Source organism: Halothece sp. PCC 7418, assembly GCF_000317635.1.
Classification (GTDB): Bacteria; Cyanobacteriota; Cyanobacteriia; order Cyanobacteriales; family Rubidibacteraceae; genus Halothece.
Genome location: NC_019779.1, coordinates 2,912,034 through 2,938,918, shown reverse-complemented (window position 1 = coordinate 2,938,918; position 26,885 = coordinate 2,912,034). Strand labels below are relative to the sequence as shown.

Here is a 26,885-nt window from a genome sequence, read left to right as displayed (position 1 = left end):
TTAGTTGATGAGAGTGAAGCGGGAAATCAGTAATCAGTGATTAATAACCAATAACCAACGTTCTTATTGAATCCAAACCGTTTTCGCATTAACAAATGCACGAATGCCTGGTTTTCCTAACTCGCGACCATAACCAGATCGTTTAATACCGCCGAAAGGCAAACGCGGATCGGACTTGACAAGACCATTGATAAAGACAGCCCCAGCTTCGATATTTTGGATAAACTGAGTTTGTTCTTCCGCGTTATTTGTCCAGACACTACTACCGAGTCCAAAAGGAATATTATTAGCCAGCGCGATCGCGCTCTCAATGTCTTTGACGGTAAAGACTAACGCCACAGGTGCGAAAAATTCTTCTTGCATTAATGGTGCATCAGTTGGTAAATCTGTCAAGATTGTCGGTGGATAAAAATAACCTGGATGATCGAGCTTTTCACCGCCAATGATCACTTTTGCCCCGAGGGCCACCGCTTGCTCCACTTGTTGCGCGATCGCGGTTAAAGCAGATGCACTGGCTAACGGACCAACATCCGTTTCGGGTGACATTGGCTTGCCCACTTTCAAACTGGCAAATTCGAGGCGCAATTTTTCTAAAAATTCTGGCGCGATCGACTCATGAAGAATAAATCGTTTGGCAGCAATACAAGACTGACCATTATTCATGGTTCGCGCAAATGTCCCTACTTTCACCGCTTCCTCCCAATCTGCTGACGGGAAGACAATAAAAGGATCACTCCCACCCAACTCCAATAGAGTTGGTTTAATGTCCCGCCCCGCTAAAGACGCTAAATTTGCTCCTGCAGCTTCACTTCCTGTAAGAGTTGCTCCTTTCACCCGCTCATCTTGAATCACCTGTTTCACTTGGGAAGAAGTAATCAATAACGTTTGAAAAACCCCTTTTGGAAAACCAGCACTTTCGAGAATCGCTTCTATGGCTAAAGCACATTCAGGGACATTCGAGGCGTGTTTCAGGACACCAACATTCCCCGCCATCAAAGTGGGAGCAGCAAAACGAAAGACTTGCCAGAAGGGAAAATTCCAAGGCATGACAGCTAAAATAACGCCCAATGGTTGATAAGAAATATAACTTTTGCTGGCATCTGTTTCCGTATATTCATCTGCTAGGAATTCTTCACCATGCTCAGCATAATAACGACAAACTAAAGCACATTTTTTCACTTCTGCAACTGCACTGGGGAAGGTTTTTCCCATTTCCGTTGTCATAATTTCTGCAAACTTTTCTGCATCCCCCTCTAAAATTGCTGCTGCATTTTCTAACCATTGTTTTCGTTGGGAAAAGCTCGTTTTCCGAAAATGACTAAAGGTTGCCTCTGCTCTTGTCAGTTTCTTCTCTATTTCTTCCGTGGTCAGGTTTTGAAAATGCTTGATGGTTTTTCCAGTCGCAGGATTGATTGTGGCGATTGACATTAGAGTCTCCTTAACCCGTTTGGGTTAACTCCTAGTAGGTAAATTATTGTACATTTTTTGACTTAGCTTTACTTTTTAGTGGAAAGGGAAATGGCTAAGACCCATTTTCCTTTCCTAAACGGCTTCTTAAGCCAATCTGACTTCTCAGTAAAGTGTGCCTCGACAAACTTCTAATCGCTTTTTACATCTGTAACACGACCTTATAAAGCATCGGTACTTAGTTTAATTACAGACCACAGTAGCTAACGGCTGGCGTTCACCGAAAGGTGTGATCACGAAAAGAAGGTAGGTAGCCTTGTGTTTTAGGACTTATACCTGAGTCTGCACGCTCGTACCTTTCTAGGTCAACAAAAATCGAACTATGTCAATTAATGTCTAGCTTTTAACGAGCGGTTTGATCACTCACCCTTACTTCTAATTCAAACATATTTTTTGACCAGAAAAACTTGCCTAATATGAAGGTGAACCAAAAAATCCCCCTTCTCGGAAGAAGGGGGAGAAATCTAGCTGATTTTTTGAGAGAAATTAGCCGTTGATTTCAGGTGCTTGCATCGCAACGGGAGTCGCTTCACCAGCAGCTAAGTCTAAGGGGAAGTTGTGCGCGTTACGTTCGTGCATGACTTCAAATCCTAAGTTAGCGCGGTTTAATACGTCCGCCCAAGTGTTGATGACACGACCTTGGCTATCTAAGATGGACTGGTTGAAGTTGAATCCGTTGAGGTTAAATGCCATGGTGCTGATTCCTAAAGCAGTGAACCAGATGCCAACCACGGGCCATGCTGCTAAGAAGAAGTGTAAGCTACGGCTGTTGTTGAAGCTCGCATATTGGAAGATGAGACGACCGAAGTAGCCGTGGGCTGCAACAATGTTGTAAGTTTCTTCTTCTTGTCCGAATTTGTAGCCGTTGTTTTGGCTTTCGTTTTCTGTGGTCTCGCGAACTAAGCTGGAAGTGACGAGAGAACCGTGCATGGCGGAGAATAATGCGCCACCGAAGACACCTGCTACACCGAGCATGTGGAAGGGGTGCATGAGGATGTTGTGCTCAGCTTGGAACACGAACATGAAGTTGAAAGTACCACTGATTCCTAAGGGCATTCCGTCGGAGAAAGAACCTTGTCCGATGGGATAGATTAAGAAGACAGCAGTCGCAGCAGCTACAGGTGCGGAGAACGCAACACAGATCCAAGGACGCATTCCGAGACGGTAGGAAAGTTCCCACTCACGTCCGAGGTAGCAGAAGACTCCGATTAAGAAGTGGAATGCGATTAACTGGTAAGGTCCACCGTTGTAGAGCCATTCGTCTAAGGATGCTGCTTCCCAGATGGGATAGAAGTGAAGTCCGATCGCGTTGGAGGAGGGAACAACTGCACCAGAGATGATGTTGTTTCCGTAGAGTAAAGAACCAGCGACAGGCTCACGGATACCGTCGATGTCAACGGGAGGCGCTGCGATGAACGCGATAATGAAGCAGGTGGTTGCGGTTAAGAGGGTGGGGATCATGAGAACGCCGAACCAGCCAATGTAAAGGCGGTTGTCGGTGCTGGTGACCCACTGGCAAAACCGTTCCCAGATATTCTGGCTTTGTTGTTGCTGTAAAGTGGTTGTCATAGTTATATGATTGCTTTGAACACTGATTGTGCTTTAAGAAAATAGCAGCCTGTTGACTGCTGATTAATAATATAAACAATAGATTGCGTTTTGTAAAGAGGATTCACAAAAAATTAATCCTCGCGATAGAGAGATTAGCGGGCATGACTGCGGGGCTGAACGTCAGCATTAGGGTTTTGACGAGGTTCTGGCGATCCCACGCGCGATCGCTGCCCTTGTTTACTGGCATAAGGGAGACTCTCATCTGCTGCTAGAGCCTGTAAATTGCTGTCTAAAACCGATTGAGGTTGTTCGCCGATCACAGACGCGATCGCGCTTCCTTCTCTAGAAAGAAAGGCAAAGTGAGGGATGCTATCCACGTTATATTGCAGCATCTCAGGTAACCATTTATCGTTATCCACATTCAACATGACAAAGTTAATCTTCCCGCTATACTTCTGTTTAAGTTCGGCAATCTCTTTTGCCATGGCTTGGCAACTGGTACACCAGTTCGCATAAAACTCTAGAAATGTGGGTTGGTTATTACTGAGAGCCACTTCTAGGGGGGTTGCTTCTTCCGCTTGGCTTTCCAGGGATAGGGAAGGGGTATCGGCTTGTAAGCCTAAGAAGACGGTAAGGCTGATGGCAACAGCAGCAAAGGCAATTAAAACATTCCGAATGCGAGTGCTTAGGGTAGTCGTTTCTGACCAATTGTTTGTCATTTTCAGATTACTTTACATTTATTTACGTTTACGATTGCCTATAAGGTAACAGTTCCCGCGCTGATTGAGATTTTTCAGGTCAAGATCAACAGACAATATTCAACTCAGAGTGATAGCTTGACCCTAAAGACTCCAGCATAGCCAAGCAAGATGAAAAAACGAGTAACGCTAACCTTCCCGAAAAATCGAGTGCCGATGCCCGTGACGTATCGTTTAGCAAAAGACTTTAATGTCGCCACTAATATTATCCGCGCTCAAGTTGCCCCCAATCGGACCAGTAAGCTAGTGGTGGAGTTATTGGGGGATATTGATGAAATCGAAGCTGCGATCGAGTGGATGGGACTGCAAAATATTACGGTTTCCCTCGCCAGTCGAGAAATTATCATTGATGAAGACAGTTGTGTTGATTGTGGTTTATGTACGGGCGTGTGTCCCACACAGGCGTTAACGCTAGATCCAGAAACCTTTAAGCTCAACTTTACGCGATCGCGCTGTGTGGTTTGTGAACAATGTATTCCCACTTGTCCTGTACAAGCGATTTCCACTAATTTCTAGCCACTCGGGTATTAATCAGAGCAAGTTTGACCTGTTTGTAGTAATGTCCGAGAATTTGGCGGTAGTTTGCCCCTTGCTGCGCCAAATAATACGCCCCCCATTGGCTTAAACCCACACCATGACCAAAGCCCCGTCCAGAAATCAGAAAGCCTTGTGGAGTCGAATTCACTTGAAACAGCGTACTGCGTAAGTTCAGAGCCTTGCGAAACTCATTCCCACTAATGGTTTCGGTTGCGCGATCGCCGACCACTTTCAATTTTACAATCCGTCCTTGGGGTGTGGTTTGTTGAGGAATTAAAGAGCGAATCGTCCCTAAGTTTCCGAGACGGCGTGCCATTTCACTGTTGGAGACTATTTTTTCCCACTCATAGACGGGTGCAGTTTGATCATAGTCAACAACTCCTCTGAGATAGGGGAGAGGGCGAGTCCAAATGTCTTCCACATTTTCCGTATGTCCCCCAGAAGAAGAATGAAACACCGCTAAAATCGGACGACCGCCATGAGTCAGGACTTGTCCTTGAGTCGTGTTTACTGCTTCTACTGTTCGCGGGGTTTCACTTTTAATCCCTTTATACACCTGCGAGGCAGTGGTACTCTTGACATCATAGAGCCGACTGCCAGAGTGCTGTTGTTTGTGGAGAGCATAGGATCGCGCTGCAACCGCTTGTGCTTTCAGGGCTTCGAGGGGCCAAGTTGCCACCATTTCCCCGCCGACAACACTATAGAGATAATCTTCAACATTCACTTCATTAATAACTGTTAAATCTGAGCCATCATGGATTAACTTCGTTTCTCCCCGATACCAGCGATCGCCGATCCAAACATAGCCTTCTCCTTTGGGATCAATTTCTAACTGACGACTTTGCCATTGTCCTAAGCGGACTTTGTCATTACCACTTTCCGCGCGAAACCCACTCATGCCTTTTACCTCTCCCAAGACATTACCAGCGCGATCGCGGATCACGGCATTGCTTGAGCTCCCCACAGCCACTTGTTTTACATCTTCCTTTAAAACCACTCTCAGGGCGGTCGCTGCTTGGGCTGGGGCAAACAGGAGCAACCACAATAATAAACTCGGTAATAAAGGTTTAATCGGGGCGCGTAAAAACTGTCTCACAGAAGATATGGCTACCATTGCACTCCTCACTCAATTGTTATGGTTAATTGATATTGTCGATTTTTAATTGAAATTTGTTCAAAATTTTTGATCTCAGATCAGCTTGACTTTAGCAGTTAACTATGATTAACTCCAAATCAGTCTTGTTAATATGGTTTTAATTGTTAATTATGTCGGAAATGATTCCCTTTTCTCCCAATTCCTCCGTTAATTTCTCTCAATATGATAATACCGTCGTTCTCGCCCAAAGCGTTCGCGACCCAGAAGTTTTAAAACAAATTGAAGACGGTTGGAATAATTTTATTGAGTCGGGACAGGTTTGGGCTTTACTCATTGGTCTGTTTTTGGGCTATTTATTCCGCACCTTTATTTCTTAAAGACTTCTCAAATCCCCAATTATAGGTTAGTCTCACCTTTGGTGAGATTATTTTTTTTGCAACAGGAGACTCAACAGCCACCGTGACACAAGGAAATACTTGGAGTGATCGTTTTGAGACAGCGTTACATCCCGCGATCGCGCAATTTAATGCCAGCATCGGCTTTGATCTTGAACTTTTACCCTACGATATTCAAGGGTCAATTACTCATGCCAAAATGCTCGCCCAAACGGGAATTATTACACAAGCAGAAGCACAACAGTTAGTGCAAGGCTTAGAACAAGTTTTAAGAGAGTATGAAAATGGAGACTTTCAACCAGGGGTAGAAGAAGAAGATGTCCATTTTGCCGTTGAACATCGCCTAACTGAGATTGTGGGTGAGGTGGGAAAAAAATTACATACCGCGCGATCGCGCAACGATCAAGTGGGAACAGACATCCGCTTGTATTTACGAGATAAAATTAATAAAATTCGGGAGGATTTACGTCAATATCAACGCGCTCTCTTAAATTTAGCCGAAAATCATGTTGAAACCCTGATTCCAGGTTATACTCATCTGCAACGAGCGCAACCGATTAGTCTCGCCCATCACTTACTCGCCTATTGGGAAATGGCGCAGCGAGACTGGGAACGTTTAGGAGATGTCGCAAAACGAACGAATGTTTCTCCCCTCGGTTGCGGAGCCTTAGCAGGGACAACCTTTCCCATTGACCGTCAATATACAGCAAAAGAATTAGGCTTTACCGATATCTATCGCAACAGTTTAGATGCCGTCAGCGATCGCGATTTTGCCATTGAATTTATCAATGCAGCCAGCTTAATTATGGTACATTTATCTCGGCTTAGTGAAGAAATTATCCTTTGGGCCTCGCAAGAATTTAGCTTTGTCACCCTTAAAGATAGCTGCGCCACAGGGTCAAGTATTATGCCCCAAAAGAAAAACCCCGATATTCCCGAATTAGTGCGAGGAAAAACAGGGCGGGTTTGTGGACATTTACAAGCCCTCTTCCTGCTGATGAAAGGCTTACCCTTAGCCTATAACAAAGACTTACAAGAAGATAAAGAAGGACTCTTTGACGCAGTAAAAACGACACAAGCCAGTTTAGAAGCGATGACAATTTTATTATCAGAAGGGATTGAGTTTCGCCGTCAACGCTTACAAGAAGCCGTCGCAGAAGACTTTTCTAACGCCACCGATGTTGCGGATTATCTTGCTAACAAAGGGATTCCTTTCCGAGAAGCCTATAACTTAGTCGGAAAAGTCGTTAAAACCAGTCTCGCAGCAGGGAAACTCTTAAAAGACCTGACTTTAGAAGAATGGAAAGCGATCCATCCCGCTTTTGAAGAAGATATTTATACCGCCATTACTCCTCAACAAGTCGTTTCCGCACGGAATAGCGAAGGTGGAACTGGGTTTCAACAAGTGCGTTACGCCCTCAGTCAAGCCCAGTCACTGATGAACGAAAATTGATGATGGAATCTTATTATTGGCAAGAGCAAGTTATCCCTTGCTATCATTTCCAAGAGTTAGGCTCAACCAACCAGACCGCTTGGACGCTACTTGAACAAGGATACACGCCTCCCTTTGTCGTTACTGCTGATCGACAAACGGCGGGAAAAGGTCAATGGGGACGACAATGGACATCAGGAGAAGGCGGACTATATTTATCGTTGTTACTCGCCCCTGAGATGAGTATAGAACAACCGTCTCATCTGACGATTACCAGTGTTTTTGGAGTAACTGAACTTCTTTGTTGCTATCAGATTCCAGTGCAGATTAAGTGGTTAAACGATATCTTTCTACAAGGAAAAAAGTTGGGAGGAGTCTTAACAGAAACTCGCATTCGCAATCAACAATTGAAAGCCATTGTCATCGGGATTGGTGTTAATTGGTGTAACTTAGTTCCAGAGATGGGAATTACCTTAAAAGATTATTTAGACCAGAGTAAAATCCCAAATCATTTTAAGTTATCTTCTCTTCTAGAACAACAATCGTTTGTGTCCAATTTACCCGCGCAACTAATCAACTTAACAGACTTAAAATATATTGTTCTTACAGGTTTACTTTGGGGATACTCCTGTTATGCCCAAGAGGGTCTAAGCAACATTCTACCTCGATATGAAGCACGACTCCTCAGGTCATCCCACGAAAAGGGCTAAGGATCTACTATAATAGGCTGTGCTGTCGTGTCGGTCTAAGTATTAAAACAGATGACTGTACCGTCTGATGGTTAGGCGATTAAACTAGCCTTTTTTTGTTTTTCAGTGTTTATTATTCATTAGTTAATATGTCCTCCTCTCCAGAAAACAACAATCAACAAAGTGCTTCCAGTTTAAAAGATATTCGAGCAACGCGCATTCAAAAAGTAGAAACCTTAAAAGAAGAAGGACTCAACCCCTTTGCTTATCAATGGGAAGTAACCCATCATGCGGGAGAATTACAACAGCAATATGTTGACTTAGAAAATGGGGAAGAAGTCGAAAATAAAGTCTCAATTGCAGGACGAATTATTGCTCGTCGTGTTTTTGGTAAACTTGCCTTTTTCACCTTACAGGATGAAACAGGAACAATTCAGCTTTATTTAGATAAAAAGCGGATTACTGCAGGAATGCCAAATTTGGAGAATGCGTTCAATCTTCTGAAAAAACAAACAGATGCTGGGGACTTTTTAGGCGTAAAAGGAACGCTAAAACGAACGGAAAAGGGAGAACTTTCAGTGAATGTTAGTGAATATGAAATTCTCACCAAATCTTTACTCCCACTTCCTGATAAATGGCATGGGCTAACGGATACAGAGAAACGATATCGTCAACGTTATGTTGATTTAATTGTGAATCCCAATGTGCGGGAAACCTTTCGCAAACGAGCGAAAATTATTGCTGCAATTCGGCGTTATTTAGAAGCAGATGATTTCTTAGAAATTGAAACGCCTGTTTTGCAGAGTGAAGCGGGAGGTGCAGATGCACGTCCATTTGTAACATATCATAATACCCTAGAAATGGATTTGTATCTCAGGATTGCTACTGAACTCCATCTCAAGCGGTTAATTGTGGGTGGGTTTGAACGGGTGTTTGAACTGGGAAGAATTTTTAGGAATGAAGGGATTTCCACACGGCATAATCCTGAGTTTACTTCCATTGAGGTTTATCAGGCTTATGCAGATTATTATGACATGATGACCTTAACGGAAAATATTATTACTTGTGCTGCCAATGAAGTTTTAGGGTCATTAATTCTGTACTATCAAGGAGAAACCATTGATTTAAATTCGCCTTGGAAACGGGCGACTATGCACGAATTAGTAGAAGAAAAAACAGGTGTTGATTTGAATCAGTTTAGTGATTTTGAATCAGCAAAAAAAGCAGCAACAGAAGCGGGAATTGATGTGCCAGAAGAGTGTCAATCTCTTGGTAAATTATTAAATGAAGCCTTTGAACAGAAGGTAGAAGAAACACTGATTCAGCCGACATTTGTTTTGGATTTTCCGAAAGAAATTTCGCCTTTAGCCAAACCGCATCGTTCCCAAGAAGGATTAGTAGAACGGTTTGAGTTATTTGTGGCGGGACGAGAAATGGCAAATAGTTTTTCGGAGTTAACTGATCCCATTGATCAGCGAGAACGTTTAGAATTACAAGCAGCAAAAAAAGCAGCAGGAGATTTAGAAGCCCATAATGTGGATGAAGATTTCTTGACCGCTTTAGAATATGGAATGCCACCAACAGGAGGCTTAGGAATTGGGATTGATCGTTTAGTTATGTTATTAACAGATTCTCCTAGTATTCGTGATGTGATTGCATTTCCCTTGCTGAAAGGAATGAGTCAGGCTAACAGCGAAACAGAGGGCTAAACTTGTGCTAACGAGTATTAAAAACCCCTTAATTAAACGAATTCGTAAACTCCATCAGGGTAAGTATCGCAAAGCAGAAAATGTTCTTTTGTTAGAGGGAACGAACTTACTCGAAGCTGCTTGTGAAATGAATTATCCGCTAGAGGTGGTTTGCTATACTGCTCACTGGCAAGAAAAACATCCCGAACTGCGGGTGAAACTTCAGCAACAAGCCCAACGTATTGAGTTAGTTTCCCCAGAAGTTTTAAGCGCGATCGCGCTGACGAAAACCCCCGATGGCATCAGCGCGATCGCGCCTCGAAAGTCACTTAATCCTGTAGATTTATCAAGCATCCAGTTCGGATTACTGGTGGAACAACTGCAAGATCCTGGTAATATGGGAACGATTATCCGCACGGCTGCTGCAACAGGTGTCGATTATTTGGGGGCAACAACTGATAGTGTCGAATTTGACCATCCGAAAGTGTTACGGGCTTCTGTCGGGGCGTGGTTTCGTGTTCCGATGGCAGTAGAAACTGATGTCAAATCTTTGCTTGCACAATTTTCGGGACAGGTGGTGGCAACTCTTCCCAATGCAGAGAAAACCTATTGGGACGTGGACTTTCAACAACCCACTCTAATCTTATTGGGAAATGAAGGGGCAGGGTTATCCTCAGAATTAGCTGCTTTAGCAGATGAATTGGTGCAAATTCCCTTAGCAGAGGGCGTGGAATCTTTGAATGTCGCGATCGCTGCATCTGTGCTTTTATATGAAGCCAAACGCCAGCGTTGGGGAGTCTAGGTTTAGTCAATTTTTGCCTTCTGCTGCGCGATCGTTGTCTCTTAGTAGGGTGGGCAATGCCCACCCTAGAAATAACTCCTGCTAAAAAGAAAGACTTTAAACTCCCCTTGACACCGCCTGAGAGTCAAAGATTACGCCTTCCTAAGTTGCTTCTTCAGTTTTCGGGGTGGGTTGCAGTAAACTGACTAAATGCCCGTCAGGAGAGCGCATCGCTGCCACTTTGCCAAAGGAAGGTTCTCGAATGCGACCTTCTAAAGACGCTCCCAAGGATTCTAAGGTTTGGACACTCTCATACACATCCTCAACTTGAAAGCTAAGAATGGGAGAGTTACCGCCACTTGCCCCTTCTGCTGCATGAAGCGCGATCGTTGTTCCTCCAGCATCTAACTCCGCCCAAGCGGGACTATTTTTGGTGACTGGTAAACCGAGACCTTTCGAGTAAAATTCAACGGAAGCAGTTACGTCATTGACCATCAACATGACGTGCTTAAAGGTTGCACTCATCAAACATTCTCCAAGTTAACTGACTACCTCAGATCCTAAACGATGAAATTGGGTTGTCCTCGCTATAGCGCATAAAAAACCACAAACCCACTCATGACTTACCTTTCCCTTTTCCCCTTTCCCTAGCGCGTAGTGCTATGGCGGTCAATCTTCTGACTAAGGACTTAGATTGATCTCAATACCATAACTAAGGCAAGATAGAAAATAATCAATCAATTATAGGGCATTGTAAAAACAAGAAGATGACTAGCAACACCGAAAACCAAACTGAAAATCAAAACCCTAACGTCAGTCAAGAATCCACATTAAACATTATGCGGAACTTTTCTCAAACCTATGCCAAGCGCACAGGGACTTATTTCTGCGCTGACTTATCGGTAACTTCTGTGGTGATTGAAGGGTTAGCGAAACATAAGGAGGAACTCGGTGCGCCCTTGTGTCCTTGTCGCCACTACGAAGATAAAGAAGCAGAAGCCAAGCACGGCTATTGGAACTGTCCTTGTGTCCCCATGCGGGAACGGAAAGAATGCCACTGTATGCTCTTTTTAACCGAAGATCATGACTTTGCAGGGGATCAACAGGATATTGATTTAGACTACATTAAAGAAGTTCGCGAGACGATGGGATAATAATTCCCTTGAGTTAATTATGCCATCATCTCCCTTTTGGCAAGGCATTGCAGAATTTAATCAGCAGCAGTTCTACGCCTGTCACGACACCTTTGAGGAACTCTGGATGGAGGCTGAGGTGTTTGACCGTGCTTTTTATCAAGGACTGTTGCAAATCGCTGTTGGCTGCTACCATCTCAGTAATTCTAACTGGCGAGGGGCAGTCATTTTATTAGGAGAAGGGATAGGACGCTTGGAGAAGTACGAACCAGTTTATTCAGAGATTGATGTTAGCCAACTGATTGATCAAAGCAGTCATTTACTCGATACCTTGCAAAGTATTGGACAAGAAAAAATAACACAATGGGTTGATCATCTTCAAGCAACAGCGTTACCTAAAATTGTTACCATTCAAGGGGAAAATAATGATTCCTAAAATTACTAATTCCCAAGCATGGGAACAAACTCAAAGGCTAATGCAACCCGCTTATATTCGGGTGGTTGATAACTTACGAAAAGCCTTGGAAGAGTCGGCTTGGCGAGAAAGCTATCAAGAAGTCCAGACCCCCATTCCTGGTTATGAACTCTGTTTAAGTTCTCAAGACAAAGAGGTCAAAGTTAATTTATGGGAACTCTGCTTCGAGGTTTGTTTTCAAGGTTATCAACGGGGAAGTGTTCCTCTTGACTCAGAATTAAACGTTGATGTGGATACTTCCTTGTTAGATGCAGAAACCGGTGAAGTGAACTGGGAAAAATTAGATGCCAAAGCCAGACATCAAGTAGAACAGTTATTTGCAAGTTTACAACAGTAGAGGAATATGAGTCGTCATTCAGAAGAAAAACACATTGCACGAAACAACGTAGGACTTTATCCACACTCTCACAGTGGAATTATTGAGTTAACTGGAGAAGATCGGTTGCAGTTTCTCCATAATCAAACCACAAATGACATTAAAAACTTAAAAGCGGGTCAAGGGTGCGAAGCCGTTTTTGTCAATTCTACGGGTCGAACGCTGGATCTGGCTACCGTTTATGTTACCGAAGAAAAGATTTTCTTACTGGTTTCTGCTGCGCGGACACAATTTTTAATGGAATGGATGGATCGATATTTGTTCCCTATGGATCGGGTGAGTTTAAAGAATGTTTCTGAAGTCTATTCCGTGTCTAGCCTCATGGGGGAAAAAAGCCCCGCTTTGATGGAACAGTTAGGAGCAACGATTAACCTTGATCAGCCTTTTGCAACTCATGAAATGACAACGATTAATGAGATTCCAGTTCGCGTTGCTGTGGGAACAGAACTTGCTATCGTTGGATATACGCTGATTGTTGCTTCTGAACAAGGGTCAGTGTTGCAAGAAACCTTAACTGAAGCTGGTGCTGTGATGATTTCGGAAGCGGTTTGGGATGAACTCAGTTTAGAACAAGGAAGACCCCTTCCCGACTACGAACTCACTGAAGATTATAACCCCCTTGAAGCTGGACTTTGGAAGGCGATTTCTTTTGATAAAGGCTGCTACATTGGTCAAGAAACGATCGCGCGTCTCCATACCTATCAAGGGGTCAAACAACGGCTATGGGGACTCCATTTATCGCAACCGGTTGATCCAGAAACCCCGATCACTCTCGACGGAAAAAAGGTGGGAAAACTCACTCGTCTTCTCGAAACCGAGGACGGGGTGAAAGGTTTAGGTTATATTCGCACGAAAGCGGGAGGAGAAGGGTTAAACGTAAACATTGGAGACGCAGAAGCCAAAGTAATTGCAGTTCCCTTTCTGACCCATCCCCAGTAATCCGATCCCTCTAGGCTGAAATCAGCTTCTCTTGGATAGCACTGGTTAAGGTTTCAATCACCTTCACACGGGCATAATATTTGTCATTCGCAGGAATAATTGTCCAAGGGGCTGCGGTTTCCGTATGGGCAATCATTTGATTCACCGCAGTTTCATATAAATCCCATTTTTCTCGATTGCGCCAGTCTTCTGCTGTAATTTTGTGTTGCTTAAAGGGATCGGCTTGTCGGTTTTGAAACCGCTTTAATTGTTCATCGGGATCAATGTGTAACCAAAATTTGAGCAAAACATATCCGCGATCAATCAGTTGCGTTTCCAATTCGTTGATTTCATCATACGCCCGTTGCCATTCTATGTCACTGGCAAATCCCTCGACCCGTTCCACTAACACTCGTCCATACCAACTGCGATCAAAAATACCAATCGTTCCTGCTGGAGGGAGTTTCCGCCAAAATCGCCAGAGGTAATGATGGGCGTTTTCTTCGTCTGTCGGTGCAGCAAAGGGATGGACTTGATAACTTCGCGGATCAAGAACTTCAGTGAAGCGTTTAATTGCGCCTCCTTTCCCCGCAGCATCCCATCCTTCAAATAAGGCGAGAACCGGAAGCTGGTTTTCATAAATACTACGTTGTAACTTACGCAGTTCAATTTGTTGCTGTTTTAACTGCTTTTTATAGGTTTTTTTGGAGAAACTTTCCGTCAGATCAACTTGCGAGAGATAATTGGGGGTTTCTGCAACCGAAAGAAGATTGGGAGGAGGAATTTGAAAGGGAAGGGTTAGGGCTTGATGGTCTAATAGTGATGCTAATTGATCCGCAATTCCGCTTAGGAGTTGCACTCGCGCCCAACGTTTACAGTCTCCAGCAATCAGTGTCCAGGGAACAGCACTGGTGCTAGTATGGCTGATCATCTCTTCAGCAAGAGCCGTATATTGTTGGTAATATTTGTGTTGTTGCCAATCTTCTGGACGGACACGCCACGCATCGAGGGGATCGTTCGCGCATTTTTTGAGGCGTTTTTTCAGTTCTTTTTGACTGAGATGAATCCAAAATTTGGCAATTCCCACGCGATCGCGCTTCAATTCTCTTTCAAAGCTATTAATCGCCTCAAGGCGCGGATATACTTGCTCTGGGGCAACTTTTTGCAATAAGCGATCCTCTAAAACATGGGTGTACCAACTATGGTAGAAAACCGCAACATTCCCTTGCTGGGGTAAGCGCTGCCAAAATCGCCATAAGAAAGGATATTTTTCTTCTTCGGGGGTGGGGGCAACAATGGGATGGAGGACAAAGCCCCGAGGATCCATACAGGTGGCAAGTTTTTTGACCATGGTTCCTTTTCCCGCTGCTGCCCAACCTTCCAAAACAATGATTAAGGTTAGGCGTTTTTGCCAGCATTCCGTATGCAGCGATCGCAGCTGGTGCATGAGAGTCTCCATTTTTTCCCGATAGACAGCGCGATCCAGAGAGAGGGATAAATCAAGTCGATTCAGCATTATACGGTCAGAGGTTGACAAAGTTTATCTTCTAATTCGGCTTCTTCCTGTGTCATATTCTCAATCCCTTTGGTGATAATATCTGTTACACTTGTACCTTTTTCGTATTCTCGCAGCCATTGTTGAGCGGTGTTCCCTTCTCGTAAGATCTTTTGAATCGGGGAGAGGAAACAGCTAAATCCTTTGGCTTTGGCAATGGGATGCACTTGGTGATAAATATCTTTAATCCAGTCTTCTGCAATAATCGGTCGTCCATCTTGCCAGTGGCGCAACTCCGCAGCGAGGCTTTTGCGGGCGACTGCTTGTTCATTTTCATACGCGATCGCGACGAGATCTTCGGCACGAGTTTGGACTGGTAACTGACTTTGTTGCAAGGGATCTAAATCGGGAGTGAGTAACATTTGAGTTAAACGGGCTTCTAAGAGTGCGGTTACAGCAAGCAGCGCGATCGGATCCACTATCAAATCACAAATCCGTAACTCCAACCGATTTAAATGGTAAGGACGATGTTCCCCATTGGGGCGTACCGACAACCAAAGGTGACGCACATTCTGCATTGTTTCTTGATCCAATTGCTGATTCACCCAACGGATATGATGAGCATGATCTTCAAACAACGGAACATAAGACGGGGTTTGGGGAAACACAGCCCAGCGCGTCGAGTGATAGCCTGTGGGTTTACCATCAAGAAACGGCGAAGAAGCACTCAGAGCTAAATATAAGGGGGCTTCCAAGCGAATCAGGCGACAGGCTTGCATCAGTTTTTCCATATCTTCAAACCCGACATTAATATGAATGCTGGCGGTAACCACTTTTGTCCCATAAGTTTTTTCAATATACTCATGATAGGGATTTTGCGGATCCGAGCGATAGAAGCGATCGCTGCCCCCTAACGCTAATGTACTACCCGGAATCAGCGTGTAATCCCCCTGCGTTTTTAAGTATTGGCGCAACTGCACACGGGGACGCACTAAGGCACAGAGAAGCCGATCATAACAACACAAAGGAGCCGTTGTATATTCAACGTTTCGGCTATCTGGTTCGCGCACAAACCCCTGTAAATCTCTTACAATCCGATCCGAAAGACCGACAATGGTGCCATCTGGTCTTCCCGTGTACATTTCAACTTCAAAGCCTTTGCAGAGTAGCACAATTTTTCCTCGCTCACTGAAACTCAGACTCTATCTTAACGTTTTAACTCACAGGGCTTCTGAGTTAAAAGTGGTATAACCTCACCGAACAGACAAAAAATAGAATGAAACAGCGCTGTTGGGCAGGATGTCACTCATTCATGTTACGATATGTTGCAACCGCAGAGGGAGAAATTCGATTGAGATAGCGGAAAATCCAATATTTGAAAATTGTATCTAAAATAACAGGAAAGGTGGCAATAAACAAAAAGTTAAATTCTCGGCTTTCAGGTAAACCGAAATGTCGTCCAATTTCTTCGAGGATTACTTCCCAACCATGAGGAGAGTGATACCCCACGAACATATCAGTAGAAAGAATAATAATAAACGCTTTCGCAGAATCACTTAAGCCATAAATAAATTCATCAATAAATGATTTGAGAACTGCAATCTGTTCTTTACTAAAATAAATTACCGCCCCAAATGCAATGACCGACAAAAAATCAGCAATAATGTTTTCAATGGCGTTGGTGCTACGGTGACGATATTCATGGGCAATTTCTACAGCTTTTTCTTTTACCTTTTTTTCCATCTCCTCATCCGACATTGCTGGTTTCATTCCTAGTATTTCTTTGAAGCGCAGTGTTTCTTCAAAATGCTGGAGTTCCATGAGGGCTTCTTCTTCAAAATCCCGATTAATAAATAAAACTTGTTCTTCCTCATGAATAAAATATTTTTCAATAACAGGTGAGATAACAAAGGTTTTTGTGATTTGGTGGGTGAGTAAGGGAACAATAATTAAAATCAGTAAAAAGCGGATAGAAATCGCAGTTTTATCCCGAGAAGTACGAAAGGTTTTAACCACTTCTTCTTCAGCTTCAGAAGATTTCGGATCAATTTCTCGTTTAATTCGGTTTAAAGTTCTCAGCAGCGATCGCGGTAAAACGCTGGTTTGGTCAGAAATATTACCATTTTCATCCAGTCTCTCTGAGTCTTTTTCCCCGACAGCTTTCTTTTCTAATTTTTCTTCATAAGAAAACTTCACGGAACGTCGCGGTGTCTCTTGAGCATCAACTGTTAATGGTGGTTTCTCTTTTGTCTTTTGTTTAGGCTGGCGTTGTTCTTCATAATGAAAAATAACTGACTCAATAAAGTTTAGTTTTTCTAAAATAACAGACGTATTTTTAAAGCATTTATTGCGCGGGAAGTTTTGTGATGACCATTGAATAAAAGATCGGGTATTTTTAAACTGTTTGAGCTTAGCTTTTGCAATCTCCAAGTTTTGGTTCACTTCATTTTGAAAGTAAGCAACCACTTGTTCAGAATAAGACGCATTCTCCCCCTTGACAGGTTGCTGATTAAAATATTCATCTTCAATGACTTTAATCATTAAAGCAGCGCGGTAGGCTTGCTCTAAAATTTTCTCGGGTGGATCAGAAAACCATTGCTTTACGGTACGAAACACGCTCGGAAGCTCCCTACAATCAATCAACACTCATTTATAATAAAAGCAACTTCTGTTTCCTCAACATTTCTTTTCGCGGGGAAGGCTTATTATTTTCACGGTAAGCTAGAGAGCAGTTGCATTTGGGGGAAGTCTAGCACGCATCCATGGGAAGGGACGTTCAAACTTGGATTACAGGTGAGGCGCGGACGGGAAAAACAACACAGTTGGTGGAAGCCTTTCAGCATTGGCTTGAGCAAAAACCGTCATCTGCAGCCATCATCTTTGCTGCCAATCATACCACTCGCCGACAACTAACTCAGCAATTGCTCCGCGCGATCGGTGAGCGCTATCCAGTGGTGGTGAAAACGCCACTCGGTTTTATTGAAGATGAAGTGACTTTATTTTCACCGTTGTGGTGGGAAAGCCTCGACTTAAACGCACAGTTTCCCCTCAGACTCAGATCGGAAACGGAACAAGATTTAGCGTTAACGCTGTGGCACAATAAGCTATTAGAATGGGGGCTTGTGAGTGGGAAAGCGGAAAATCAGCTAGTTCGCCGTATTCTTGATATTTTACAACTGGCGGGAGCAAGTGGAACACCGCTTAAGGACATTTCAGGTTTATTGCATTCTCGCCTCTCTGTGGAAGAAAAAGCAGCTTTGGGTGAAGATGAAGCAATTTTTGAAGTGATTACTCAACTCATTCTCCAGTGGCGAGACTGGTGTTTGGAACATGGTTTTCTGACTTATGGTTTAATTTATTATCTCTATGGAGAAGTTTTACTTCCTAATCCCATCTATCAAGACCATTTGAAGCGACGGTATAGGGCGATTTTTGCGGATGATGTGGATGATTATCCCGCGATCGCGCAGGATTTGGCAAAATTATTTATAGAGGATCAAGCAACTGCTGTCTTTACTTTTAACCCTAGTGGAAAAGTGCGGTTTGGACTCAGTGCTGATCCTGATGTTTGGGAAAGTCTTGCGAGTCACTGTGAAATCATTTCTCTATCCGCATCTCCTTCTCATTCCAGCAGAGAACGTCCACCTGATGCAATTCCTCTGATTTTAGAAAAAGTGGTTGACCCGAGTGCGTTTACCCCACTCCCTGATTGTATTCAACATCTTCCGCCTCCCATTATTGCGCGTTCCCAAATGTTGCGGACAACCGCCGAAATCATTATCGCAGCTATTAACGCAGGGAAAGCCAAGCCAGAAGACATTGCAATCATCGCCCCTGGTTTAGATGAAATCGCCCGTTATACGCTGATTAAACTCTTTACTCAAGCAGGAATTGCGGTTTCTCCTCTCAACGAACAACGCCCCCTGATGAGTTCTGCTTTAGTTCGTTCTCTGCTCACCCTCACTTGTTTAGTTTATCCTGAATTGGGACGTTGGATTGATAACAGCGCGATCGCGGAAATGTTAGTGGTTTTAACAGAACATTCTTCTCACAGTATAGACCCGATTCGAGCAGGACTACTTGCAGATTCTTGTTACCAAGCTGATCCCAGTTCTCCCCGTTTACTGGATATTAAAACTTTCCCCCGTTGGGATCGCATTGGCTATGAAGCCCAAACCGCTTATGATCAATTGCGAGAATGGATTCAAGAGTATAAAAATCAACAAATCGCTGGTAAAACAATTCATTTGGTCAGCTTTTTTAATCAAGCGATTCAACAATTTCTTTGGAAAGGAAACAATCTTCCTGTGGCTGATTTGACCAGCTTAAGAGAATTAACTGAAACCGCCCAACACTATCTAGAAGTGCAAAAACGAATCCAAAATCAAGAAGGAGAAACGCCAAACTTTATTCAACTGATTAAACAAGGAACAATTACAGCTAATCCTTACCCATTACCCGTCTTTGAAAATGCTTTTCGCTCAGGAATTACTCTCTCTAATATCTTCCAATATCGCTCTCACCGCGCCACTCATCCCTGGCAATTTTGGCTAGATATTGGCTCCCCCTTATGGTTCAAACAAGGAGCAGCAAATTTATTTGCGTCTTCTGTCTTTTTGCGAAACACTCATCACAATACAACTTCAGAAATGGAATCAGAAGAACATCTGCAACGACTCTTAAAAGACTTATTAAATCGAGCGCAAGAAAAAGTTTACTTATGTCAGAGTGATTTAGATGTTAATGGCACGGAACAAAATGGGATATTATTATCTTTAGTTCACACGAGTACACCTTATACAAAGCTAGGTTCATAATGACAAGAGTTGAATAATAATTATAATAATGAATTTCGATCTATAGCAGTTCTAATTGGTTGATAAAAACTTGATTAATTACTCTTCCTTGTTTCCCCCCTTTCCAAGGGGGGCGAAGGGGGGATATTTACAACTGAATCTAGGATTGCTATAACAGTTTTCACACTCATGAGGTACATTCTACATTTTTGTTCTTTGTTTTTCCCAACGCTAGCAGACTTAATTAAAACTCGATAACTGTGTTTATTCTTCTTCCTTATTCAACTTATTTTCTAGCTGCATCAGAACCACAACCGCTTTTAGGTCAAGCCTGGCTCGATTTAATTGTCATTGCTTTGATGTTTGTTTTGTCAGGAGCTTTTTCAGGTTCAGAAACAGCAATTACTGCTTTTGATAACTTAAAACTGCGCGGTTTAATTCGAGAACAAGGTGATCCTAAAGGAACATTTCGGTTAGTCCTAGAAAATCGCACGCGCTTTATTATCACCCTTCTCCTTGGTAATAATCTGGTTAATAATTTCGCTGCGGTCTTAACCAGTAATTTATTTGCAATCTGGCTCGGAAATGCGGGACTGGGAATTGCGACAGCAGTGGTGACAATTTTAGTTTTAATCTTTGCTGAAATCACACCAAAATCTCTTGCAATTAATAATGTCCTTTCCATTTTTAAGCTAGTTGTTCGCCCCATTTACTTATTATCAAGACTGCTTTCTTTTTTGGGGATAATTTACTTATTTGAAACCATCGCTCAATATACCGTCCAATTTTTTCAAAAACTCCTCGGACAAAATGACCAACAAGGAGAATCTCTCACTGATTTACAGTTAATGATTGAGTTATTAGGAGGGAAAGGGAAACTAGATATTTACAAACATCAGTTATTAAATAAAGCCCTAATGTTGGATCAGCTACGGGCGAAAGATGTGGTGAAACCGCGTATCGCAATGCGAACTATTTCTCATCAAGGAACATTAGAAGAATTAGTCAATCTTTGTTTAGATACTGGCTACTCACGGATTCCAGTCCAAGGAGAATCAAAAGATGAAATTGTGGGAATTGTCCATTTAAAGCAGGCGTTACGTTTACTCCATAATCTCTCCGAAGAGTCCCGTAGCCAAGCCTTGGTCACGGAAATTATGTCGCCCCCTGTCTATATTCCAGAAACAAAGCAAGTCGCTAGTATCCTCAAAGAAATGTTACAGCAACGGCTGCATATCGCCATTGTGGTGGATGAATATGGCGGGACGGTCGGGTTAGTGACTCTAGAAGATATTCTCGAAGAATTGGTGGGAGAGATTTATGACGAAAGTGATTTTCCCCGCTATCGCCAACAGAAAAATAACAAATCAAATTCCTCGCAACCCCGTCGTCGGCGGTCTCAGGAGGGATAAGAAAAAAATTTTCCTTACCCCTTCCCATTTCTAAAACCCTGTGCTAAGATTAATAATTGCGTGGAAAAAAGGGTCAGTGCCCGAGTGGTTAATGGGGGCGGACTGTAAATTCGCTGGCTAAGCCTACGTTGGTTCAAATCCAACCTGGCCCATTCCCACGCCCGTGTAGCTCAGCGGTAGAGCACACCCTTGGTAAGGGTGAGGTCACGAGTTCAAGTCTCGTCACGGGCTTAGTTAATGTACAAGGGAGTATCGCATTCGGCCCAATCGGGATGAGTTTTTTTGATCAGATGGCGATCACTCAGTTGCATCTTCTAATTCCTTGATTATTTTCTCAGTCAAGAGGGCATATCGTTGTATTGTATGATCAGTTTTGATTTTACTTGATTTCAACGAGTCCTATGCTACGCCGTCTCCTCCCAGTTTTCTCCCTTGTTTTCACAGTTATCAATTGTCCTACTCCGACTCTTGCTTCTCCTCCCCCAGAAGAAACAGTGAGTTGTGATTTACTGGTTGCTGGTGGAGGCTTAGCAGGTGCAGCAACAGCTTATGAAGGATTATTAGGCGGAAAAACAGTCTGCATTACAGAGTTAACCGACTGGTTAGGGGGACAAATTTCTTCACAGGGAACTTCCGCACTGGATGAACGGGCGACGCAACGCAGCTTGTTATATTTTCCAAAAGGATATCTTGAATTGAGAAACCGCATTGAAGAGTATTATGGCGAATTAAACCCTGGAGAGTGTTGGGTGAGTGAATCTTGTTTTATTCCCGCAGATGCTCACAAAATCTTAAAAGAACAACTCCTTGCTGCGGAAAAAGAAGGAGAGGGAACATTAAAATGGTTTCCTTCGACCGTGATTAAAGATGTCACTCGAAATCCTCAGGGAAATCTTATTGAAACAGTGACAGCCATTCAACACGAGCCGACTGAGAGTGGATCTCCGCTTAATACTTATCCTCTCTCGGAAACGATCGCGGACTGGTATGATTACGAAGATTCGGAACGGTTTGAAAAAACAGTTATTCAGTTTGTTCCGAAAGATGAGACTTGGTATGTTATCGACGCAACGGAAACCGGTGAACTGATTGGTTTAACTGATGTTCCCTATCGCTTAGGGATTGATCCCCGTTCCTACCAAGAACCGACTTCTGCAAGTGAAACGGGCGACCCCTATTGTACGCAAGGGTTTACTTATACTTTTGCGATGGAGAAAACAGAAACTCCGCAATTTCATGAAGAACCGCCATTTTATGAACAGTATGAACCGTATTACAGTTATGAATTAGAACGTCTCGCCAGTTTTGATTTAGTGTTCACTTATCGTCGGATCTGGAGTCCGAAAACAGGAGAAGAAGATAAGTTTGGCGGGATTGCTTTTACGAAACCGACCGTGGGCGATATTGCCATGCAAAATTGGACGTGGGGGAATGATTATCGTCCAGGAACGGCTAAGGATAATTTAATCTATACGCGAGAACAATTACAAGCCAATGGACAGTTATCTGCTGATGGCTGGGAAGGAGGACTGCGCGTGGAAACCTTAGCCAACGGAGAAGAAAACGCTTGGGGCTTTTTCTATTGGCTAGTCGCAGGAACAACGGATTCGCAACTAGGAGAAGGGGTAAAACAACCGCATCCCAATTATCAGTTTTTAAGTGGGTTAGATTCTCCGATGGGAACCGTCCATGGTTTGTCTAAATATCCTTATATGCGGGAAGGACGGCGGATTATTGGGCGGTCTGGATATGGTTATCCTGATGGCTTTACCGTGTGGGAGGTGGATATTTCTCAAAAAGATTATACGGATGAGTATTATCAGGAAGTTTTATCGCCAGAAGAATATCAGGATTTACAGCAAGAAGTTGCGGGACGAGAGACGTTTGCGGTGTTGTTGGGAGAGGAAACAGGGAAAAACAGAGCGCGATCGCGCATCTATCCTGATTCTGTTGGCATTGCTCACTATGCCATTGATTTTCACCCCTGCATGACGGAACATCCGCCAGAAAAACCAGGGAATACCGAACGAGAAGGAGAACGACGAGGCGCAGGACTCCCTTATCCCTTCCAAATCCCTCTCAGGGCGTTAATTCCCCAAGAAATTGATAATTTTTTGGTTGCGGGTAAAAGTATTGCCACTAGCCATATTGCTGCTGCTGCGTATCGGGTGCATTCCTTTGAATGGTCAGTGGGGGCTGCTGCGGGAACAACAGCAATCTTTGCTTTAGAAAATAATCTCTTTCCTTACGAATTAGTGGATGAACAACTGATTAAAGAAAAACAGTTACAAGACTTACGCCAACAGCTAGAAGCCAACGGTAATCCCACTGCATTTCCGAGAACATCCATCTTTAATAATGATTGGGAAGATTGGCGTTAATAACACAAACAACCCGCACTGGGCGGGTTCAACCATCAAAAATTAACCCCTAACTTAAGATAAAGCAACCAGAACTTCATCTTGAATCACAAATTGATCAGCAGTCAAGTCGCTGGCATTAATCCCTAACAGTTGTGCTAACTCGTTTTCGCCACTGCTAATAAGCGTATGAGTCCCCTCTTGAATCAGGGTTAAATCAGCAAATTCAGTAATGTCGCTAATCCCACCAATCCCAAGGACATCTTCACCGATGGTAAAGTCAGTAATGGTGTTCGCAGTTGCTGAGAATTGAGCATTGGCAATCCAGAATTGATCGGCATCTGCACCACCCGTGATGAGGTTATCACCACCAGTAAAGATGAAAACGCGATCGCTGCCTTCTCCTCCAAGGAGACGGTCATTGCTACCCGCAAAGAAATCATCATTCCCTAAACCACCATAGAGACGATTTTCACCGCCACCCGCACTTGCATCAAGACGATCATCCCCTGTCCCGCCATAGAGACGGTCATTGCTACTGGCCAATAACTCATCATTATCAGCACCACCGTAGAGACGATTACCACCATTGCTAACAGAAGCATCAACTAAGTCATTGCCAGCACCGGTGAAAGCAATTTCATTATCTCCAGTCGTTTCAATAACATCATCACTTAACCCACCAAAGCGAAGATTGGTTGGTTCAGATTCGCTGATTAAATTGGCAGGATTACGAGGATCAAAGCTGGTGGGATCAATATCTAAAGGATTATCAAAACGGTTGGCAATATCATCCCAAGGAACAAACTTAAAGTTAGTGCTGTTATTTTCTAATTCTTCCTCATCAGGAACTGGGTTTTGTGGGTCATTTACCCCATCTTGGAAAACAACTAACCCTTCAGGGAATGCTGAACCCAAGTTAACGTTAGTAATATCAAGCCCATCACTTTCATTGACTTGATCAATGTCGCCATTATCTCCCACAGCAAAGCTACCGAGATATTCATTGCTTCCTTCACGACTGAAGACAGCATAGGAAGAATCCCCTTGGGAGTTTGCAACTAAATAACCTGTGCCATCAGCACCATAATAAATATCTAAGCCTTCAAGATTAGGAATCAGAGGTGCAGCTTCTCCTGTGGTTAATTGATCGAGTCCTTCTGGAATCACTTCTAACCCATTTTCAGCAACAATTTCACCAACAGTTGCGGTTGGGTGCAGGTCATCCCAGAATAAGAACTCATTGGGATTCTCAACAATATTGAAGTCTGAACTGTCAGGAACTAAGTTAGGTTCACTGAACCCAGCATAAGGGTTTCCATTATTGAGGTTTAGAGCAGCATCAGTGATGTTAGTTAAGCCAAATGCTGCTGGATCATTGATAATTTCTTGGATGATTCCTTCTAAATCAATTTCATAGATTTCAATCCCTAATTCACTTTCTAGACTGTCTAATTCAGGATCAAGAAGAGCATTATATTCACTGATTGCAGCATTAAGAGATTCAGCGACTACTGGATTAGAAATGATAGGTGCACTTCCTAACGGAGGGAGATTCGTAACGACAAAGTTTTCTCCACCTGCATTGGCAAGAGTGGTAATATCGTCCACGAGTAAATCAATCAAGTTTTCAACTTCGGGTAAATTTTCCCCAACCGCTAATGGAGCAAGAAAATTATTATTGCCAGCAGAAATAAAGAATAAATCATCTTCACTGGGGTTATTCCCACCAAGGAATAAGTCAATTTGTTCTCCAAGATTGGGCGTTTGTTGGGAGGAAGTTCCATCCCCTAGTTCTGCACCCCCAAAAGCATAGTTATTCCCACCTGCAAGAAAAGGACTAGAAGCGGATAATCCAAGTTCTTCCGCAATCAGTTCAACAAATACAGATTCATTAGAAAATCTTCCTTCAAAGTAAGGGGGTGAGGGCGGTTGATTGAGGCTTGTACCGAGGAAAACATTTCCGACATCAACACTACTATCCCCAAACGTAATCAAGCTGGAGAAAGGTTCTGGAGTTAGTTCAGGGGGTTCGCTTAGGGGTTGAATGATTTGGAAGTCATTACCTGCATCCGGTTCAGCAGAGAATTTCAGAATCCCCACTTCTTCTTCTAAAGCAACGTACATGAAGCCCAGTTCTTCATCCACGACTAAGCCTTCGGATTGGGAATCTGCTGGATCACCTGTGGGAACTGGTAAATCGATTACTCTTACGACTTCCGCATCAACCGAGATTTCATCAGCTGGGCCAATTTGAGGTAATAATTCGAGTTGAGCAACCTGATTCCCATCGGCTTGAGTCACAAAGGCATAAGATTTGCCAGAAACAGGACTGGTGTAAGTGGCTAAGCCGTAAGCGGTGGCTTCACCATCATCCACCCCAAAAATGGAAAAGTCACTGTCACTGAGGGTGGGTGCAGTGAGATTAAATAATTCTCCATTGTTGGGATTAATGCCAAAAATCGCAAGGGTATCATTGGCGCGATCGCTGAAGACAGCAAGATCAGTGGGGTTAGAAGACCCAGCCAATTGTGAGGGCAAATCGACGTTATAGATTAAATCAACGTTGTTATAGCGAATATCGCCAAACTCGAAACTTTCATCAACATCAGCAGGAGTAATGGTTTGTTGGATTTCTCCTTGTAAATCAAAGACAACCGCACCGCCATCCTTTAAGGTTGCAATGACAAGACTCTGATCAGGATTATTGGGATGAACCCAAATTGCTGGATCATCAGCATCCCCTTGCAGAGGAGTTTCTGCTTCTTCGCTATCTTGCGTGAGAGGGGTTTCAACTGTGGGTTGGGCTAGAGGAATGTTACGCACGGGATTTTCTCCAAGGTTGGCAAGATCAACAGAAACGAGACGGCGATCGGAACTGGGGAATGGAAAATCGCCGACTCAATTAAACAAAGGACGATCGCGCGATCGTCCTTTTAAAAAATTCCAGAGAGATTAATTACTCAATCATGCTGCGTAGCATCCAAGCGGTTTTCTCATGAGTCCGCATTCTTTCTGTGATTAAGTCCGCAGTTGCTTCGTCACCAGCACGTTCGGCTGCGGGGAATGCTGCACGGGCAGTTCTGACAACTGCTTCATTTCCTTCTACGAGAAGACGCACCATTTCTTGTGCTTCAGGAACATCACGAGTTTCGGGGACAGAAGAAAGTTCTGCAAATTGACTGTAGCTACCTGGGGCAACTGCGCCAAGGGTGCGAATACGTTCTGCAACATCATCTACGGCTTGGGCAAGTTCCACATACTGTTGTTCAAACATCTGGTGTAAGGAGTGGAACATGGGGCCAGTGACGTTCCAGTGGAAATAGTGTGTTTTCAGATAGAGGCTATAAGTATCGGCGAGAAGGCGAGAAAGTCCTTGCGCGATCGCTTGGCGATCATTCTCTTCAATCCCAATATTAACGGGTGCTTTTGTGGTTTGGGAATCGGCAGTTTGCATGATTATCTCCAGATAATAGTGTTTGCTTTTTTCTATTAATTCAATCTTCTTATGTTCATCCTATTATTA

At 43.5% G+C, this 26,885-nt stretch carries 24 protein-coding genes and 2 tRNA genes; 16 read left to right on the top strand and 10 right to left on the bottom strand.

Annotation, left to right across the window (positions count from 1 at the left end; translation table 11 throughout):
* Positions 1-63 precede the first annotated feature (63 nt).
* From PCC7418_RS13360 to PCC7418_RS13350, 3 genes are all read right to left on the bottom strand, one after another.
* Positions 64-1,428, bottom strand: a complete 1,365-nt coding sequence (locus PCC7418_RS13360; RefSeq protein ID WP_015226716.1) for an NAD-dependent succinate-semialdehyde dehydrogenase — start codon at positions 1,426-1,428, stop codon at positions 64-66.
* Between the two features lie 525 nt (positions 1,429-1,953).
* Entirely contained in the window at positions 1,954-3,036 is a 1,083-nt protein-coding gene (psbA, locus tag PCC7418_RS13355) for a photosystem II q(b) protein (RefSeq protein WP_015226715.1), read from the bottom strand.
* A 134-nt stretch (positions 3,037-3,170) separates the two neighbouring features.
* Entirely contained in the window at positions 3,171-3,737 is a 567-nt protein-coding gene (locus tag PCC7418_RS13350) for a thioredoxin family protein (protein WP_015226714.1), read from the bottom strand.
* Positions 3,738-3,887: 150 nt separating this feature from the next.
* Here PCC7418_RS13350 and PCC7418_RS13345 point away from each other — a divergent pair, with 150 nt between their 5' ends.
* Positions 3,888-4,292: an NIL domain-containing protein gene (locus tag PCC7418_RS13345; RefSeq protein ID WP_015226713.1), complete on the top strand. Its 405-nt coding sequence runs from the start codon at positions 3,888-3,890 to the stop codon at positions 4,290-4,292.
* Here PCC7418_RS13345 and PCC7418_RS13340 read toward each other — a convergent pair.
* The gene (locus PCC7418_RS13340; RefSeq protein ID WP_015226712.1) at positions 4,282-5,427 is read right to left on the bottom strand and encodes a SpoIID/LytB domain-containing protein; all 1,146 of its coding nucleotides are present in this window, start codon (positions 5,425-5,427) and stop codon (positions 4,282-4,284) included. The two genes, PCC7418_RS13345 and PCC7418_RS13340, sit on opposite strands and share 11 nt — an antisense overlap.
* Positions 5,428-5,579: 152 nt before the next feature.
* Between PCC7418_RS13340 and PCC7418_RS13335 the strand changes: the two genes are divergently transcribed.
* From PCC7418_RS13335 to PCC7418_RS13315, 5 genes are all read left to right on the top strand, one after another.
* Positions 5,580-5,786 (top strand): hypothetical protein, encoded by a 207-nt coding sequence (locus tag PCC7418_RS13335; RefSeq protein WP_015226711.1) that lies wholly within the window; start codon positions 5,580-5,582, stop codon positions 5,784-5,786.
* Between the two features lie 82 nt (positions 5,787-5,868).
* Positions 5,869-7,257 (top strand): argininosuccinate lyase, encoded by a 1,389-nt coding sequence (gene argH, locus PCC7418_RS13330; protein ID WP_015226710.1) that lies wholly within the window; start codon positions 5,869-5,871, stop codon positions 7,255-7,257.
* Positions 7,257-7,946, top strand: a complete 690-nt coding sequence (locus PCC7418_RS13325; protein WP_015226709.1) for a biotin--[acetyl-CoA-carboxylase] ligase — start codon at positions 7,257-7,259, stop codon at positions 7,944-7,946. The genes argH and PCC7418_RS13325 overlap by 1 nt, the downstream gene beginning before the upstream one ends.
* 128 nt (positions 7,947-8,074) lie before the next feature.
* Positions 8,075-9,634 (top strand): lysine--tRNA ligase, encoded by a 1,560-nt coding sequence (gene lysS, locus PCC7418_RS13320; protein WP_015226708.1) that lies wholly within the window; start codon positions 8,075-8,077, stop codon positions 9,632-9,634.
* 4 nt (positions 9,635-9,638) lie between these two features.
* Positions 9,639-10,415, top strand: coding sequence for an RNA methyltransferase (locus PCC7418_RS13315; RefSeq protein ID WP_015226707.1), 777 nt, complete (start codon positions 9,639-9,641; stop codon positions 10,413-10,415).
* Positions 10,416-10,556: 141 nt separating this feature from the next.
* On the opposite strand, the gene PCC7418_RS13310 is transcribed toward PCC7418_RS13315, so the two are convergent.
* Positions 10,557-10,919 carry a VOC family protein gene (locus PCC7418_RS13310; protein ID WP_015226706.1) on the bottom strand — a complete coding sequence of 121 codons (363 nt, stop codon included), beginning with the start codon at positions 10,917-10,919 and terminating at the stop codon, positions 10,557-10,559.
* Between the two features lie 242 nt (positions 10,920-11,161).
* Between PCC7418_RS13310 and PCC7418_RS13305 the strand changes: the two genes are divergently transcribed.
* The 4 genes from PCC7418_RS13305 to PCC7418_RS13290 are packed head-to-tail and all read left to right on the top strand — an operon-like array spanning position 11,162 to position 13,317.
* Positions 11,162-11,548, top strand: coding sequence for a ferredoxin-thioredoxin reductase catalytic domain-containing protein (locus PCC7418_RS13305; RefSeq protein WP_015226705.1), 387 nt, complete (start codon positions 11,162-11,164; stop codon positions 11,546-11,548).
* A 19-nt stretch (positions 11,549-11,567) separates the two neighbouring features.
* Complete coding sequence (locus PCC7418_RS13300; RefSeq protein WP_015226704.1) at positions 11,568-11,963, top strand: DUF309 domain-containing protein; 396 nt, start codon at positions 11,568-11,570, stop codon at positions 11,961-11,963.
* The gene (locus tag PCC7418_RS13295) at positions 11,953-12,339 is read left to right on the top strand and encodes a hypothetical protein (protein ID WP_015226703.1); all 387 of its coding nucleotides are present in this window, start codon (positions 11,953-11,955) and stop codon (positions 12,337-12,339) included. Before PCC7418_RS13300 ends, PCC7418_RS13295 begins: the two co-directional genes overlap by 11 nt.
* 6 nt (positions 12,340-12,345) lie before the next feature.
* Entirely contained in the window at positions 12,346-13,317 is a 972-nt protein-coding gene (locus PCC7418_RS13290) for a folate-binding protein YgfZ (RefSeq protein WP_015226702.1), read from the top strand.
* 10 nt (positions 13,318-13,327) lie between these two features.
* On the opposite strand, the gene pap is transcribed toward PCC7418_RS13290, so the two are convergent.
* From pap to PCC7418_RS13275, 3 genes are all read right to left on the bottom strand, one after another.
* Positions 13,328-14,812, bottom strand: coding sequence for a polyphosphate:AMP phosphotransferase (gene pap / locus PCC7418_RS13285; protein ID WP_015226701.1), 1,485 nt, complete (start codon positions 14,810-14,812; stop codon positions 13,328-13,330).
* The gene (gene gshA / locus PCC7418_RS13280; protein ID WP_015226700.1) at positions 14,812-15,963 is read right to left on the bottom strand and encodes a glutamate--cysteine ligase; all 1,152 of its coding nucleotides are present in this window, start codon (positions 15,961-15,963) and stop codon (positions 14,812-14,814) included. Before gshA ends, pap begins: the two co-directional genes overlap by 1 nt.
* Positions 15,964-16,093: 130 nt before the next feature.
* Complete coding sequence (locus PCC7418_RS13275; protein ID WP_015226699.1) at positions 16,094-17,407, bottom strand: proton extrusion protein PcxA; 1,314 nt, start codon at positions 17,405-17,407, stop codon at positions 16,094-16,096.
* Between the two features lie 146 nt (positions 17,408-17,553).
* On the opposite strand from PCC7418_RS13275, the gene PCC7418_RS13270 reads away from it, so the two are divergent.
* From PCC7418_RS13270 to PCC7418_RS13250, 5 genes are all read left to right on the top strand, one after another.
* Complete coding sequence (locus tag PCC7418_RS13270) at positions 17,554-19,608, top strand: ATP-binding protein (RefSeq protein WP_015226698.1); 2,055 nt, start codon at positions 17,554-17,556, stop codon at positions 19,606-19,608.
* Positions 19,609-19,847: 239 nt separating this feature from the next.
* Entirely contained in the window at positions 19,848-20,999 is a 1,152-nt protein-coding gene (locus tag PCC7418_RS13265) for a hemolysin family protein (RefSeq protein WP_015226697.1), read from the top strand.
* A gap of 70 nt (positions 21,000-21,069) precedes the next feature.
* Positions 21,070-21,151, top strand: a tRNA-Tyr gene (locus PCC7418_RS13260).
* A 7-nt stretch (positions 21,152-21,158) separates the two neighbouring features.
* Positions 21,159-21,230, top strand: a tRNA-Thr gene (locus PCC7418_RS13255).
* 170 nt (positions 21,231-21,400) lie between these two features.
* The gene (locus PCC7418_RS13250) at positions 21,401-23,380 is read left to right on the top strand and encodes an FAD-dependent oxidoreductase (protein ID WP_015226696.1); all 1,980 of its coding nucleotides are present in this window, start codon (positions 21,401-21,403) and stop codon (positions 23,378-23,380) included.
* A 54-nt stretch (positions 23,381-23,434) separates the two neighbouring features.
* On the opposite strand, the gene PCC7418_RS13245 is transcribed toward PCC7418_RS13250, so the two are convergent.
* Positions 23,435-26,185, bottom strand: coding sequence for a phytase (locus tag PCC7418_RS13245; RefSeq protein WP_015226695.1), 2,751 nt, complete (start codon positions 26,183-26,185; stop codon positions 23,435-23,437).
* On the opposite strand from PCC7418_RS13245, the gene PCC7418_RS20625 reads away from it, so the two are divergent.
* Entirely contained in the window at positions 26,175-26,318 is a 144-nt protein-coding gene (locus PCC7418_RS20625; RefSeq protein ID WP_171814917.1) for a hypothetical protein, read from the top strand. The genes PCC7418_RS13245 and PCC7418_RS20625 overlap by 11 nt on opposite strands.
* Here PCC7418_RS20625 and PCC7418_RS13240 read toward each other — a convergent pair whose 3' ends face one another.
* Positions 26,319-26,816: a Dps family protein gene (locus tag PCC7418_RS13240; protein ID WP_015226694.1), complete on the bottom strand. Its 498-nt coding sequence runs from the start codon at positions 26,814-26,816 to the stop codon at positions 26,319-26,321.
* Positions 26,817-26,885 lie beyond the last annotated feature (69 nt).